Origin of the sequence: Pseudomonas sp. NBRC 111139 (assembly GCF_001753955.1) — a bacterium.
Classification (GTDB): Bacteria; Pseudomonadota; Gammaproteobacteria; order Pseudomonadales; family Pseudomonadaceae; genus Aquipseudomonas; species Aquipseudomonas alloputida.
Map to the genome: position 1 here is coordinate 1 of NZ_BCBP01000041.1, position 15,150 is coordinate 15,150.

Consider the following 15,150-nt stretch of genomic DNA (forward strand, 5'->3'; position numbering starts at 1 on the left):
GCAGCGCAGGGGCCGGATGATGGGAGCCGACGGCTTTGGTTACTTTGGCCACGACCAAAGTAACCCGCCGTAAGGGCGGAAAGGTGACGATGCGCCACCTGCGCGAATGAATGCCTACTCGGTGTGAGTGCGCACATCCAAGAAGCAAGACGCAATCGAGCAACAGCAACAGCAGCGCCGGGTGAGCACAGACAAAACCCTACAATCCGAGTAAAGTGCCGCCCCCGCCGTTTACAGCAAAAGGATCCCTTCCATGACACACCCTTTGGATATCGCCGTCGTCGGCGCCACCGGCAGCGTCGGTGAAGCCTTGGTGCAGATCCTCGAGGAACTGGCATTCCCGGTTGCCACCCTGCACCTGCTGGCCAGCATGGAATCGGCGGGCAGCAGCGTGATGTTCGCTGGCAAGAAACTGAAGGTGCGCGAAGTCGACAGCTTCGACTTCGCCCAGGTCAAGCTGGCCTTCTTCGCCACCGGCGCCGCCGTCAGCCGCAGCTTTGCCAGCAAGGCGCTGCAGGCGGGCTGCACGGTCATCGACCTGTCCGGCGGCCTGGACGACGCCCTGGCCCTGGTGCCGGAAGCCAACGCCGAACGCCTGGCCAGCCTGTCGTTGCCAGCGCGCATTGTCAGCCCATGCTCAGCCGCAGTAGCCCTGGCCGTCGCGCTGGCGCCGCTCAAAGGCCTGCTGGACATCGAGCGGGTACAAGTGATGGCCGCGTTGGCGGTGTCGGCGCAAGGCCGTGAAGCGGTCAGCGAGCTGGCCCGGCAAACCGCCGAACTGCTCAATGCCCGCCCGCTGGAGCCGCGCTTCTTCGACCGCCAGGTGGCATTCAACCTGCTGGCCCAGGTCGGTGCTGCCGACGAGCAGGGCCATACCGCGCTGGAGCGCCGCCTGGTCAGCGAACTGCGCGTGCTGCTGGGCCTGCCTGAACTGAAGATTTCCGTGAGCTGTGTTCAAGTCCCGGTGTTTTTCGGCGATAGCTTCAGTGTGGCCGTGCAAAGCCGTCGCCCGGTAGACCTGGCAGCGGTCAACCAGGCCCTGGAGGCAGCCGACAGCATCGAGCGGGTGGAAAACGATGATTATCCGACCCCGGTAGGTGACGCAGTGGGTCAAGACGTGGTCTATGTTGGACGTGTACGTCACGGTGTCGATGAAGACCAGCAACTCAACCTCTGGCTAACCACTGACAACGTGCGCAAAGGCGCCGCGCTCAATGCCGTGCAAGTGGCGCAATTGTTGATTAAACACATGCCGTAAAAGATACTGGCGAGCACTTTTGTCCTGCTCCGCATGCAGGTTTCGGGACGATTCATACAAGGGAAGAGGTCATGCTTCGAATTCGCAAACTGGTTCTGGCCATGGCTGCAGCATCCGCGCTGTCGTCTGGCATGGCGAATGCGCTGGGCCTGGGGGAGCTGACCCTGAAGTCGGCACAGAATCAGCCGCTGGACGCCGAGATCGAATTGCTCGACGTGCGCGACCTCAAAGCCGCCGAGGTGGCGCCGAGCCTGGCGCCACCGGAAGAGTTCAGCAAGGCCGGGGTGGCGTTTCCGACCTACCTCGAAGACCTGACCTTCACACCGGTGATCAACCCCAACGGCAAAAGTGTGCTGCGCGTGACGTCCAGTCAGCCGCTGCCAGGTCCGGTGGTCAAGTTCCTGGTGCAGGTGATGTGGCCGCAGGGCCGTCTGCTGCGTGACTATAGTGTGCTGCTCGACCAGGCCAAGGCGCAGGGCGACAAGCCGGCGGCAGGCAATGTCACACCGGCCATGACCGGTGCCAGCAACTACACCACCCAGCGTCGCGACACCTTGTGGCAGATTGCCGCGCGTAACGCCCAGGGAGGGTCGATCCAGCAGACCATGATCGCGATCCAGGCATTGAACCCGGACGCCTTCATCGGCAACAACATCAACCAGCTGAAGGTTGGCCAGGTACTGCGCCTGCCCGACCAGCAGCAGATCCAGAGCATCGCCCAGGGCGAAGCGAACCGCGAGGTGGCCGAGCAGTATGCGGCCTGGCGTGAAGGCCGTCGCCTGGGGCCGCGTGCCCGCCAGCTGGATGCCACCCGCCGTGGCGCCGCCGAAGCTGCGCCGTCGCGTATCGCCCAGGGCGACAACCTGCGCCTGGTCAGCCCGGGCAAGCAGGCCGGTGCAGGCCAGGCCAAGGCGTTGAATGACGAGCTGGCCATGGCCCAGGAAAGCCTGGACACCAGCCGTCGCGACAACGAAGAACTGAAAAGCCGCATGGCCGACCTGCAGAGCCAGCTGGACAAGCTGCAGCGCCTGATCGAGCTGAAGAACAACCAGTTGGCACGCCTGGAAGGCCAGGGCGCAGCCGCGTCGGCTGCCGCTATCCCGGAGCAGCCCGTGGTCAATCCGGCACCTGCTGCTGCCGATACCGCACCCAAGCCTGTGCCGGACGCCCAGCCAGCATCCGTCAGCCAGCCGAAGGGTACGCTCGATTCGGTCCTGGGCAACCCGTGGCTTTTGGGGGTGATTGCCGGTTCCAGCATTCTGGTGCTGGCACTGCTGCTGTGGCTGCTGGCGCGCAAGCGCAAAGCCCAGCAAGAAGCCGAGAAGCACCTGCGCATGGCGCGGGCGCTGGAAGAAGAGCAGGGCGCAGGTTTCGACAGCGATACCGAGAGCTTCGACGGCGTCGAAGCCCGGGAGCCTGGCGTAACCCTGTCGCCGGCTGTGGTTGCCGCTTCGGCTGCTGCTGCCGTCGCTGCGGAAAAAGTGGCAGAACCGGTCGCTGAGGCAGAACCCGAGCCTGAGCCGCAAGCAGACCCGCACGCCGCGCTGCTGGCGCAAGTTGACCAATGCCTGGCCGAAGGCCGCCTTAATCGTGCTGCCGAGCTGCTGGAGCCCGCCGTGGCCGCCGCGCCGGAGCGTGACGACCTGCGCCTGAAGCTGATGGACGTGTACGCCCGTCAGGGTGACCAGAGCGCGTTCGCTGAACAGGAGCGTCAGTTGCCGGCCAGCGAGCAGAACGTTGCTGAAGTCGCCAGCCTGAAAGAGCGTTACCCCGCCATGCTCGGCCTGGCTGCTGCCGGCCTGGGTGCGGCGGCGCTGGCTGCCGAAATGGATGAGCAGTACGTGCAAGAGCTGCTGCACGATGAGCCCGAAGCGCCGGTGGTTGCCGATGTGGTGCCTGACGAGTTGTCTGGGTTCGAGCCGCACGTGGAGGCTGAGCCAGAGGCTGTCGCGCAAGCAGAGCCTGACGCTGAGCTGGACGCCTTCGATGAAGTGCCAACGCTCGATGCAACGGACCTGGCCGAGCAGGATCTGGACAGCGCCTTCGACCTGAGCCTGGGTGAAGACCTGGCCGATCAAGACCCGCTGGCCGCGTCCGTGCTGGAAGAGCCGATCGCACAGGGGGGCGTACCCGACGAGCTGGTAATCGCTGAGCCTGTGCTGGATGAGCCCGTACAGGAAGAAGCTCAGCCAGAAGAACAGCCCTTTGCCGTGGATGCCGAGCTGCAAGCCGACGCCGACGCTGATTTCGAGGCCATGCTGGCTCAGGCCGAGCCTCAGCCTGCCGTGGACCTGTCTGATTTCGACCTCGACGTCAGTGAGCCGGTTGCCCCGGCTGCCCCGGAGGCGCTGGAGCAAGATCCGCTGGATGTCGCGTCCGAACTGGCTGCTTTCGACAGCGAGCCGGAGTTTGACCCGGTCTCCGAGTTCGACCTGCCATCGGACTTCGACTTGTCCCTGTCGCTGGAAGACGATTCGCCGGCCGCCAAGAGCTTTGCCTCGGAGCTCAATGACGTCAACGCCGAGCTGGACAAGCTGTCGCAGAGCCTCGAAACGCCATCGCTGGAGCCGCACTTCACCAGCGAAGACGCGGTGGCGCAGCCCGAGCCCGAGCCTTTGGAAGACCTGGACTTCGACTTCTTCTCCGGCAGTGACGAAGTCGCCACCAAGCTCGACCTGGCCCGTGCCTATATCGACATGGGTGACAGCCAGGGCGCGCGTGACATCCTCGACGAAGTGGTCAAGGATGGCGACGACAGCCAGCGTCAGGAAGCCGAGGACATGCTCTCCCGGCTGGTCTGATGCAAGCAGGTCAGGCCTCTTGGCGGGCTGACCGCGCCCGCGAAGAGGCCCGCACATGCAGTGCGCAACCACCGGCAGCCCTACGAGGCTGCCGTTGTCGTTATAATCCCCGCCATTCCGTACACCCCACAGGTTTCATGCTCTTGGACATCATCGACACCGCTACCGCCGAATCCGCGGCCGAAGGCTACTCCCGCATCGCCCTGGGCGTGGAATACAAAGGCGCGCGCTACCGCGGCTGGCAACGTCAGGCCAGCGGCGTGCCGAGTGTCCAGCAAGCCCTGGAGCAAGCGCTGTCCAAGGTCGCCAACGAGCCGATTTCGGTGGTCTGCGCCGGGCGTACCGACGCCGGCGTTCACGGCTGCGGGCAGGTCGTGCACTTCGATACCCGTGCCGTGCGTGACGAGCGCGCCTGGACCATGGGCACCAACTTCAACCTGCCGCACGACATCAGTGTGGTCTGGTCGCGGCCAATGCCGGCCGACTTTCATGCCCGCTTCAAGGCTTGCGCCCGGCGCTACCGCTACGTCATCTACAACGACCCGATTCGCCCGGCGCACCTGGCCGAAGAGGTGACCTGGAACCACCGTCCGCTGGACGTCGATCGCATGGCCGAGGCGGCGCAGTTCCTGCTGGGTACCCACGACTTCAGCGCCTTCCGTGCCAGCCAGTGTCAGGCCAAATCACCGATCAAGCACATCTACCACCTGCGTGTTACCCGCCATGGCCAGATGATCGTGCTGGACGTGCGTGCCACCGCCTTCCTGCACCACATGGTGCGTAACATTGCCGGTGTGCTGATGGCCATCGGCGCCGGCGAGCGTCCGGTTGCCTGGGCGCGCGAGGTGCTGGAAGGGCGCAACCGCCGTGAAGGTGGGGTAACGGCCCACCCATACGGGCTTTACCTGGTGCAGGTGGAGTACCCCGAAGCGTTTGCGTTGCCCAAGCGTTACATCGGTCCACACTTTTTGAGTGGTTACGAGGCGTTGGCAGACTGACGAGCGAAAAGCCATTTGCTAACATCCGCCCTTTCGCCGCAACAATCAGGGTTCTTGTTCCATGAGCAATGTTCGCAGCAAGATCTGCGGGATTACCCGCATCGAAGACGCACTGGCCGCTGCCGAAGCGGGGGCCGATGCCATCGGCTTCGTCTTCTATGCCAAGAGCCCGCGGGCGGTGGACGTGCGCCAGGCGCGGGCGATCATTGCCGAGCTGCCGCCGTTCGTGACCACGGTCGGGCTGTTCGTCAATGCCTCGCGCTGTGAGCTGAACGAGATCCTCGAAGTGGTTCCGCTGGACCTGCTACAGTTTCACGGCGATGAAACCCCGCAGGACTGTGAAGGCTACCACCGCCCCTGGATCAAGGCCCTGCGTGTGCGCCCTGGCGATGACCTGGAGGCGGCCTGTCAGCGTTACGCGGGTGCCCGCGGCATTTTGTTGGACACCTATGTGCCAGGCGTGCCAGGGGGAACCGGCGAGGCGTTCGACTGGTCATTGGTACCGGCGCGTCTTGGCAAGCCGATCATTCTCGCGGGTGGGCTGTCGGCCGATAACGTTGGCCAGGCCATTGCCCGGGTAAAGCCTTATGCGGTGGATGTCAGTGGTGGCGTCGAACAGGCCAAGGGCATCAAGGACGCGGCGAAGATCGAGGCCTTCATGCGTGCGGTGAAACAGGCTTGATGGCAGATGTGACGGCTGGCTGCGCGCCATCGTCCATAGCTTTCGCAGCCCTGCGGGCCGCTGCCAGCACCTGTGGTGGCAAACAACACATTAGCGGTGGAGTGGCGCGCTGGAAACCCCGGCGGCCGGTCCACCATCGTTTCATAAAAGATTTTGAGCTCAAGGGCAGGGTAGGGTCGGTGACGCCGTCCCCCGCCTGCCAATACTGGAGAAAGAAAGCATGAGCAACTGGTTAGTCGACAAACTGATCCCTTCGATCATGCGTTCCGAGGTGAAAAAGAGCTCGGTGCCTGAGGGCCTGTGGCACAAGTGCCCGTCCTGCGAGGCCGTGCTGTATCGTCCGGAGCTGGAAAAGACCCTGGATGTCTGCCCCAAGTGCAATCACCACATGCGCATCGGCGCACGTGCGCGCATCGACATCTTCCTTGACGCCGAAGGCCGGGCCGAACTGGGCGCTGACCTGGAACCGGTAGACCGCCTGAAGTTCCGTGATGGCAAGAAGTACAAGGACCGCCTGACCGCTGCGCAGAAGCAGACTGGCGAAAAAGACGCGCTGATCTCCATGAGCGGCACCCTGATGGGCATGCCGATCGTGGTTAGCGCCTTCGAGTTCTCGTTCATGGGCGGCTCCATGGGTGCCATCGTCGGCGAGCGCTTCGTCCGCGCGGCCAACTATGCCCTGGAAAACCGCTGCCCAATGGTTTGCTTCTCCGCTTCGGGCGGTGCGCGCATGCAGGAAGCGCTGATCTCGCTGATGCAGATGGCCAAGACCTCTGCCGTGCTGGCGCGCCTGCGCGAAGAAGGCATCCCGTTCATCTCGGTCCTGACCGACCCGGTGTATGGCGGTGTTTCCGCCAGCCTGGCCATGCTCGGCGACGTCATCGTCGGTGAGCCGAAGGCCCTGATCGGTTTCGCCGGCCCACGCGTGATCGAGCAGACCGTACGCGAGAAGCTGCCTGAAGGCTTCCAGCGCAGCGAGTTCCTGCTGGAGCACGGTGCCATCGACCTGATCATCTCCCGTGGCGAATTGCGCCCGCGTCTGGCCCGCCTGCTGGCGCAGATGACCGGTCAGCAAACGCCGGAAGAAGCGCGTGAGGCGGCTGCCGTCGCGTGATGAAACAACGATCCCTGGGCGAATGGCTCGCCTACCTCGAGCAGTTGCACCCCTCGGCCATCGACATGGGCCTGGAGCGGTCGCAGAAGGTGCTTGCCCGCTTGGCGCTGGGCAAGCTGGCGCCGCGCGTGGTGACAGTAACCGGCACCAACGGCAAGGGTTCGACCTGCGCCTTTGTGGCGTCGTTGCTGCGTGCCCAGGGGCTCAAGGTCGGTGTGTACAGTTCGCCGCACCTGCTACGTTACAACGAGCGGGTGGTGATCGATGGCCAAGAGGCCAGCGATGAGCGCCTGTGCGAAGCCTTCGCCGCCGTCGAGGCGGCGCGGGGCGATATTTCCCTGACCTACTTCGAGATGGGGACGTTGGCCGCGTTCTGGTTGTTCTACCAGTCGCAGCTGGATGCGGTGGTGCTGGAGGTGGGCCTGGGTGGCCGCCTGGATACCGTCAACGTAGTGGATGCCGACTTCGCCCTGGTGACCAGCATCGGTGTCGACCATGTTGATTACCTGGGTGATACCCGCGAGCTGGTGGCCTTCGAGAAGGCTGGCATCTTCCGCCCGGGCAAGCCGGCCCTGTGCGGTGATCTGGATCCGCCCGGGCCGTTGCTGGACAAGGCCGCCGAACTGGCCGCGCCACTGTTCCTGCGTGGTCGGGAATTCGACCTGACCAGCGCCGAAGGCTGCTGGAGCTGGCGTGGTACTGCCGCCGATGGTGCGCAGGTCGAGCTGCGTGACCTGCCTTTGCTAGACCTGCCCATGGAAAACGCCACGCTGGCCTTGCAGGCTTACCTGCTGATGGGGCTGTCGTGGGACGCGGTGCAAGTTCGCCAGGCGTTGCTGGATACCCGTATCACTGGGCGTCTCGACCTCCGTCTGTTGAACTGGCAGGGTAAGCCGGTAGCGTTGCTGCTGGATGTCGGGCATAACCCGCATGCGGCGCAGTACCTGGCCAGGCGCCTGGCGGCCCGGCCGCTCAAGGGGCGCCGCCTCGCGGTGTTTGGCCTGCTCGCCGACAAGGATCTGGAGGGCGTTATCGCGCCGCTGCAGGGCCTCATCGACGACTGGGCGGTGGCGCCGCTGGATACCCCGCGCAGTCGCCCGGCCGCAGAACTGGCCTCGTCCTTGGCGAACCTCGGTGCCACGGTGAAGTCTTATGCCAGCGTCGACGCCGCCCTTGAAGGGCAATGTGCGCAGGCGACGGCGGATGATCAGATCCTGCTGTTCGGTTCGTTTTTCTGTGTCGCCCAGGCGCTGGAATGGCTGGAGCGGCACGCCCAGGAGGGTGGAATAGATGGCTGTGCTGGATAAAGGGATGAAACAGCGCATGGTGGGTGCGCTGGTGCTGGTGGCGCTGGCGGTTATCTTCCTGCCGATGCTGTTTACCCGCGAGGACGAGATGCGCCAGGTGCACGTCGAAGCCCCGCAGGCACCGGCCATGCCCAGCCTACCGGAAGTGAAGGTGGAGCCGGTTGCCGTGCCGGAGCCACAGGTTATTGCGCAGGAGGCGCAGCCGGCGCCGGTGGTGATCGACGAGGCCACTGCGCCGGCGAGTACGCCCAGCCAGCCAATCACCCCGTCGCCGCAGACCCAGGCGCAGGTTCAGCCGCCCAAGCCGCAGGCGCCCGCGCCCGCGCCCAAGGTGGAGGCCAAGGCTGCTGCAACACCAGCGCCTGCCGCGCCATCGAAGATCGACGCCAATGGCCTGCCCGTCAGTTGGTCGATCCAGCTGGCCAGCCTGTCCAACCGCGCCGGTGCCGAAAAGCTGCAGCAAACCCTGCGTAGCCAGGGTTACAACGCCTATATCCGTACGGCGGGTGGCATGAACCGCGTGTACGTGGGGCCGTTGATCGAGCGCGCCGAAGCCGAGCGCGTGCGTGACGCCATCAACCGTCAGAACAGCCTCAAGGGCTTTGTGGTGCGCTTCCAGCCTGAGCGCAGCTGATTCCCCGGGGCGGCTAGGCCGCCCATTCGCGGGTGAGCCCGCGCCTGCAGGTACTGCGCCGCTGCAAGGCTCAGCCAGAACCAGTTGGGGGCGGGTTTGCCTGCCAATGGCCCAACACCAATCCAGCTGACATTCCGCTTACTCCCGGCCCGCCGCTCTGGTAAAATGCGCCGCCTCAAACGTCTGCAGGCAGCACCGTGGCATTTACCTTGGTTGATTGGGCGATCATTGCGATCATCGCCGTCTCCACACTGATCAGTCTCAAGCGCGGCTTCGTCAAGGAGGCCTTGTCCTTGCTCATCTGGATCATTGCCGGTGCGGTTGCCTGGATGTTCGGCGGTTCGCTCTCGGTGTATCTTGAGAGCTATATCCAGACGCCATCGATGCGCGTCATCGCTGGCTGCGCCATTCTTTTCGTCGCCACCTTGCTGGTGGGGGCCATGGTCAACTTCCTTGTCGGTGAGCTGATCCGCGTGACCGGGCTGTCCGGCACCGATCGTTTCCTGGGCATGGCCTTTGGTGCTGCGCGCGGGGCCTTGCTGGTAGTGGTGGCCATAGGCCTGATCAGCCTGGGGCCGGTTCAACAAGACACCTGGTGGCAGGAATCACGCCTGATACCACAATTTCTCTTGGTCGCCGACTGGTCGAAAAACCTGATTCTGGGTTTCACCGGCCAATGGACGCCCAGTGGGCTGATCAGCACTCCGGCTGATCTTCCGTTCAAGGAACAGTTGCTCGGGCCGTCCAAGCCCTGAGCGCTATTCACTCAAGTTTCATCAAAGTAGGGGTTGCGTCGCATGTGTGGCATCGTCGGTATCGTCGGTAAGTCGAACGTCAATCAGGCGCTGTATGACGCGCTTACGGTCCTCCAGCACCGCGGCCAGGACGCTGCCGGTATCGTGACCAGCCATGACGGCCGGTTGTTCCTGCGCAAGGATAATGGCCTGGTGCGCGACGTGTTCCAGCAGCGCCACATGCAGCGCCTGGTAGGCAACATCGGCATCGGCCACGTGCGCTACCCCACTGCGGGCAGCTCGACCTCGGCCGAGGCCCAGCCGTTCTACGTCAACTCGCCTTACGGCATAACCCTGGCTCACAACGGCAACCTGACCAACGTCGAGCAGTTGGCCAAGGAGATCTACGAGTCCGACCTGCGCCACGTCAACACCAACTCCGACTCGGAAGTGCTGCTGAACGTGTTCGCCCATGAGCTGGCGGTGCGCGGCAAGTTGCAGCCGACCGAAGAAGACGTGTTCGCTGCGGTCTCCCATGTGCACAGCCGCTGCGTTGGCGGTTACGCCGTCGTGGCCATGATCACCGGCTACGGCATCGTAGGCTTCCGCGACCCCCATGGCATTCGCCCGGTGGTGTTCGGTCAGCGTCACACCGACGAAGGTGTGGAATACATGATCGCGTCGGAAAGCGTCGCCCTGGACGTGCTCGGCTTCACCCTGATCCGCGACCTGGCACCGGGCGAAGCGGTGTACATCACCGAAGAAGGCCAGTTGTTCACCAAGCAGTGCGCTGAATCGCCAAAGTTGCAGCCGTGCATCTTCGAGCACGTCTACCTGGCGCGCCCGGACTCGATCATCGATGGGGTCTCGGTGTACAAGGCGCGTCTGCGCATGGGTGAAAAGCTGGCCGACAAGATCATGCGCGAGCGCCCCGATCATGATATCGACGTGGTCATCCCGATCCCGGATACCAGTCGCACTGCCGCGCTGGAACTGGCCAACCGGCTGGGCGTCAAGTTCCGCGAAGGTTTCGTCAAGAACCGTTACATCGGCCGTACCTTCATCATGCCCGGCCAGGCCGCGCGCAAGAAGTCGGTGCGTCAGAAGCTCAACGCCATCGAGCTGGAGTTCCGCGGCAAGAATGTGATGCTGGTGGACGACTCGATCGTGCGCGGCACCACCTGCAAGCAGATCATCCAGATGGCCCGCGAAGCTGGCGCCAAGAATGTCTACTTCTGCTCCGCGGCCCCTGCAGTACGCTACCCCAACGTCTACGGCATCGACATGCCGAGTGTTCACGAACTGATCGCCCACAACCGCACCACCGAACAGGTGGGTGAGTTGATTGGCGCCGATTGGCTGGTCTATCAGGACCTGCCAGACCTGATCGATTCGGTCGGCGGCGGCAAGATCAAGATCGAGCAGTTCGATTGCGCGGTGTTCAACGGCGAATACGTCACTGGCGATATTGACGAAGCCTACCTCGACCGCATCGAGCAGGCCCGTAATGACCTGGCCAAGGTCAAGAACCAGGCCGTCAGCGCGATCATCGACCTTTACAACAACTGATTTTGGGAGCGACGGCATGACGGATCAATGGGATGCCGGGCGACTGGACAGTGACCTCGAGGGTGTCGGTTTCGACACCCTGGCGGTTCGCGCTGGTCAAAACCGTACCCCGGAAGGCGAGCACAGCGAAGCGCTGTTCCTGACCTCCAGCTATGTGTTCCGCACGGCAGCCGATGCTGCTGCGCGCTTTGCCGGCGAAACGCCGGGCAACGTCTATTCGCGCTACACCAACCCATCCGTGCGTGCCTTCGAGGAGCGCCTGGCGGCCATGGAAGGTGCCGAGCAGGCCGTGGGTACGTCCACCGGCATGGCGGCGATCCTGGCCGTGGTCATGTCGCTGTGCAGCGCCGGTGACCATGTGCTGGTGTCGCAGAGCGTATTCGGCTCTACCATCAGCCTGTTCGAGAAGTACTTCAAGCGCTTTGGTCTACAGGTGGACTACGTGCCACTGGTCGACCTCACCGGTTGGGAAAAGGCCATCAAGGCCAACACCAAGCTGCTGATCGTCGAATCGCCTTCCAACCCGCTGGCCGAGTTGGTCGATATCACTGCGCTCAGCGAAATCGCCCATGCTCAGGGTGCCATGCTGGTGGTGGACAACTGTTTCAGTACCCCGGCGTTGCAGCAGCCGCTGAAGCTGGGTGCCGACATTGTGTTCCACTCGGCCACCAAGTTCATCGACGGCCAGGGCCGCTGCATGGGCGGTGTGGTTGCCGGCCGTGCCGAGCAAATGAAAGAAGTGGTGGGTTTCCTGCGAACCGCAGGTCCAACCCTCAGCCCGTTCAACGCCTGGATCTTCACCAAGGGCCTGGAAACGCTGCGCCTGCGTATGCGTGCACACTGCGAAAGCGCTCAGGCCCTGGCCGAATGGCTGGAGCAGCAGGACGGCGTGGAAAAGGTGCATTACGCCGGCCTGCCCAGCCACCCGCAGCACGAACTGGCCAAGCGCCAGATGAGCGGTTTTGGTGCAGTGGTCAGCTTCGAGGTCAAGGGTGGCAAAGAGGGCGCGTGGCGTTTCATCGACGCTACCCGAGTGATTTCCATCACTACCAACCTGGGTGACAGCAAAACCACCATCGCTCATCCGGCGACCACCTCACACGGTCGCCTGTCGCCGCAGGAGCGTGAAGCGGCGGGTATCCGCGACAGCCTGATCCGCGTTGCCGTGGGCCTGGAAGACGTGGCCGACCTGCAGGCTGACCTGGCGCGCGGGCTGGCGGCATTGTGATCGAAATCAGCGGCAGCACCCCGGGCCACAATGGCCGGGTAGCCTTGGTCACGGGCGCGGCCCGCGGCATCGGTCTTGGCATTGCCGCATGGCTGATCTGCGAAGGCTGGCAAGTGGTGCTGAGTGATCTGGACCGCCAGCGTGGTACCAAAGTGGCCAAGGCGTTGGGCGACAACGCCTGGTTCATCACCATGGACGTTGCCGACGAGGCCCAGGTCAGTGCCGGCGTGTCCGAAGTACTCGGGCAGTTCGGCCGGCTGGACGCGCTGGTGTGCAATGCGGCCATTGCCAACCCGCACAACCAGACGCTGGAAAGCCTGAGCCTGGCCCAATGGAATCGGGTGCTGGCGGTCAACCTCAGCGGGCCCATGCTGCTGGCCAAGCATTGTGCGCCGTACCTGCGTGCGCACAATGGGGCGATCGTCAACCTGACCTCTACCCGTGCTCGGCAGTCCGAACCCGACACCGAGGCTTACGCGGCAAGCAAGGGCGGCCTGGTGGCTTTGACCCATGCCCTGGCCATGAGCCTGGGCCCGGAGATTCGCGTCAATGCGGTGAGCCCGGGCTGGATCGATGCCCGTGATCCGTCGCAGCGCCGTGCCGAGCCGTTAAGCGAAGCTGACCATGCCCAGCACCCAGCGGGCAGGGTAGGGACTGTGGAAGATGTAGCGGCCATGGTTGCCTGGTTGCTGTCACGCCAGGCGGCATTTGTCACCGGCCAGGAGTTTGTGGTCGATGGCGGCATGACCCGCAAGATGATCTATAGCTGAGCACCTTGTTTAAACTGCGCCGGCCTCTTCGCGGGTAAACCCGCTCCTACAATGGTTAATGTCCGACTGTAGGAGCGGGTTTACCCGCGAAGAGGCCGGCACAGGCAATAACCTCACGTTGCCTTTTTGAAAAAAATTCAATGGGGCTATTGACTTAGCTTCGCCACCTGCGTAAATTTCGCGGCCTCAGCGAAGCAAACGCAACAAGCAACATCGCGAGGGTGATTAGCTCAGCCGGGAGAGCATCTGCCTTACAAGCAGAGGGTCGGCGGTTCGATCCCGTCATCACCCACCACTTCCTGAGATGTTCCTGGAGCATCGGATTCGCAAGAAGCCGATAGCCAGAGAGGAACGCACTGCGCAGCGGTAGTTCAGTCGGTTAGAATACCGGCCTGTCACGCCGGGGGTCGCGGGTTCGAGTCCCGTCCGCTGCGCCATTTTTCAGTAACAGATGGGTGTCTGGCACCGGTCTGAAGCCACAAGGCACACGCCTTGGGCTGATCCCAGTTTCAATCGGGCGCAAGCCTGAACGATACGCAGCGGTAGTTCAGTCGGTTAGAATACCGGCCTGTCACGCCGGGGGTCGCGGGTTCGAGTCCCGTCCGCTGCGCCATCTTCGCTTCAAGGTCCCTAGAACACCTTGAAGCAAACACAAGAGAAGCGATCGTGTTATCGCTTTTTTTGTGCCTGCCCTGAGGCCATCGCGCCGGAAGGGTAGACCCAGGTTTCAATCGGGCGCAAGCCTGAATGATACGCAGCGGTAGTTCAGTCGGTTAGAATACCGGCCTGTCACGCCGGGGGTCGCGGGTTCGAGTCCCGTCCGCTGCGCCATCTTCGCTTCAAGGCCCCATGAACGCCTTGAAGCAACGTTAAAGCGACCTTCGGGTCGCTTTTTTCGTTGGTGCGCCCGGCAAGTGCCTGCCTTTACCCAGATTTACACCAGCCTGACAGATTCTTCACCGACCAGCGGTTCCTGTGCCTGCCTGCTGTGTTGCACAATAGGCACTTTCCCGACATACCCGGAATTCGCAATGACCAGATCTTCCGTCTTTGGTGCGCTCGGGCTGGCCCTGGTGCTGGCGGGCGTGACCGGTTGTTCCTCGAAAAAAGCGGCCGTCTACGAGCACGAGAACTTCGATGACTCGGGTACCTTCTCGCGCAGCTTTCCGGTGAGCGATGCTGGCTCTTGCGAGGCCGCCCGGCGTGCTTTGCTTAGCCAGGGATACATCATCACCAGCAGCGGCGCCAACCAGGTGGTGGGTAACAAGAGCTTTCAGCAAAACAGCGAGAACCACCTGCAGATCAGCTTCAATGTCACCTGTGCGCCGGACGTGAGCGACGATCAGCGCTCGACCATGTTCGCCAACGCCCTCCAGGACCGCTATGCGCTGAAAAAGTCCAACACCTCCGCCAGCCTGGGCGTGGGGGTGCTGGGTTCGGTGTCGATGCCGATCGGCTCCAGTGACGACTCGATGGTCAAGGTGGCCAGTGAGACGGTGACCGCAGCGCAGTTCTATGACCGCTATTTCGCCTTGGTGGAGAGCTACCTGCCCAAGCCGAAAAAAGTGAGCAAGGCCAAGGTCGAAGAGCCAGCGCCGAAGGTTGAAAAACCGGCGGCTGACCTTGGGCTTCCGGAGCAAGCGGCGGCAAACCCGGTGGCGCCGGCCCCGGCAGCTGCACCGTTGGTTGAGGCGACGCCTGCACCTGCGGGGGTAGCCCCGGCCAGCGAGGCGGCAGCGGCGCCGGTGGTGGATGACAGCCAGGGTTCGCAGCCTGTGGCCCCGCCGGCGGAAGCTGCACCCATTCAGGTGCAGCAGGATGCCCAGCCGGTCGAAGCCGCCGCCCCCTCCCTTTGATGGGTCGCCTGAACCGGCCTTTTCGCCGGCAGCCCGCGAAAGGGCCGGTTCAGGCTGTAAACATCCCCTGTTACAGACGCCCCGCGATAACTTCCTGAACACCTGCTACGTTTACCACTCATAAGCTTGTCATCATCCCTTCATCCCACCTGCTTAGGCTGAAGGCGATACCTACAAAGGCAAAATGAGCAAAGAGGAC

At 63.3% G+C, this 15,150-nt stretch carries 12 protein-coding genes and 4 tRNA genes; all 16 read left to right on the forward strand.

Translation table 11 applies throughout. The annotated features are described in order from the left end of the window. The first annotated feature begins 253 nt into the window (after nt 1-253). The 16 genes from BJQ17_RS16550 (at nt 254) to BJQ17_RS16625 (ending at nt 14,951) form a co-directional block, all read left to right on the forward strand. Entirely contained in the window at nt 254-1,258 is a 1,005-nt protein-coding gene (locus tag BJQ17_RS16550; protein WP_070096340.1) for an aspartate-semialdehyde dehydrogenase, read from the forward strand. A 71-nt stretch (nt 1,259-1,329) separates the two neighbouring features. After that, nucleotides 1,330-4,059, forward strand: coding sequence for a FimV/HubP family polar landmark protein (locus tag BJQ17_RS16555; RefSeq protein WP_070096341.1), 2,730 nt, complete (start codon nt 1,330-1,332; stop codon nt 4,057-4,059). Between the two features lie 137 nt (nt 4,060-4,196). Next, complete coding sequence (truA, locus tag BJQ17_RS16560; RefSeq protein WP_033726402.1) at nt 4,197-5,057, forward strand: tRNA pseudouridine(38-40) synthase TruA; 861 nt, start codon at nt 4,197-4,199, stop codon at nt 5,055-5,057. Between the two features lie 61 nt (nt 5,058-5,118). Next, entirely contained in the window at nt 5,119-5,739 is a 621-nt protein-coding gene (locus BJQ17_RS16565) for a phosphoribosylanthranilate isomerase (RefSeq protein WP_003247201.1), read from the forward strand. 220 nt (nt 5,740-5,959) lie between these two features. After that, nucleotides 5,960-6,853 carry an acetyl-CoA carboxylase, carboxyltransferase subunit beta gene (accD, locus tag BJQ17_RS16570; RefSeq protein WP_004574892.1) on the forward strand — a complete coding sequence of 298 codons (894 nt, stop codon included), beginning with the start codon at nt 5,960-5,962 and terminating at the stop codon, nt 6,851-6,853. Next, nucleotides 6,853-8,160 (forward strand): bifunctional tetrahydrofolate synthase/dihydrofolate synthase, encoded by a 1,308-nt coding sequence (gene folC / locus BJQ17_RS16575; RefSeq protein ID WP_070096342.1) that lies wholly within the window; start codon nt 6,853-6,855, stop codon nt 8,158-8,160. Before accD ends, folC begins: the two co-directional genes overlap by 1 nt. Further along, nucleotides 8,144-8,794, forward strand: coding sequence for an SPOR domain-containing protein (locus BJQ17_RS16580; RefSeq protein ID WP_054889705.1), 651 nt, complete (start codon nt 8,144-8,146; stop codon nt 8,792-8,794). Before folC ends, BJQ17_RS16580 begins: the two co-directional genes overlap by 17 nt. A gap of 197 nt (nt 8,795-8,991) precedes the next feature. Further along, entirely contained in the window at nt 8,992-9,549 is a 558-nt protein-coding gene (locus BJQ17_RS16585; protein WP_003247206.1) for a CvpA family protein, read from the forward strand. A 42-nt stretch (nt 9,550-9,591) separates the two neighbouring features. Next, complete coding sequence (purF, locus tag BJQ17_RS16590) at nt 9,592-11,097, forward strand: amidophosphoribosyltransferase (protein ID WP_003247207.1); 1,506 nt, start codon at nt 9,592-9,594, stop codon at nt 11,095-11,097. Nucleotides 11,098-11,113: 16 nt separating this feature from the next. Then, complete coding sequence (locus BJQ17_RS16595; RefSeq protein ID WP_004574899.1) at nt 11,114-12,325, forward strand: O-succinylhomoserine sulfhydrylase; 1,212 nt, start codon at nt 11,114-11,116, stop codon at nt 12,323-12,325. After that, nucleotides 12,322-13,095 (forward strand): SDR family oxidoreductase, encoded by a 774-nt coding sequence (locus BJQ17_RS16600; RefSeq protein ID WP_014859298.1) that lies wholly within the window; start codon nt 12,322-12,324, stop codon nt 13,093-13,095. The genes BJQ17_RS16595 and BJQ17_RS16600 overlap by 4 nt, the downstream gene beginning before the upstream one ends. Before the next feature lie 219 nt (nt 13,096-13,314). Then, nucleotides 13,315-13,390, forward strand: a tRNA-Val gene (locus BJQ17_RS16605). A 65-nt stretch (nt 13,391-13,455) separates the two neighbouring features. Next, a tRNA-Asp gene (locus BJQ17_RS16610) sits at nt 13,456-13,532 on the forward strand. 99 nt (nt 13,533-13,631) lie between these two features. After that, a tRNA-Asp gene (locus BJQ17_RS16615) sits at nt 13,632-13,708 on the forward strand. Nucleotides 13,709-13,849: 141 nt separating this feature from the next. Continuing rightward, nucleotides 13,850-13,926, forward strand: a tRNA-Asp gene (locus BJQ17_RS16620). 200 nt (nt 13,927-14,126) lie between these two features. After that, nucleotides 14,127-14,951: a DUF2242 domain-containing protein gene (locus BJQ17_RS16625; RefSeq protein ID WP_047604529.1), complete on the forward strand. Its 825-nt coding sequence runs from the start codon at nt 14,127-14,129 to the stop codon at nt 14,949-14,951. The last annotated feature ends 199 nt before the right edge of the window (nt 14,952-15,150 follow it).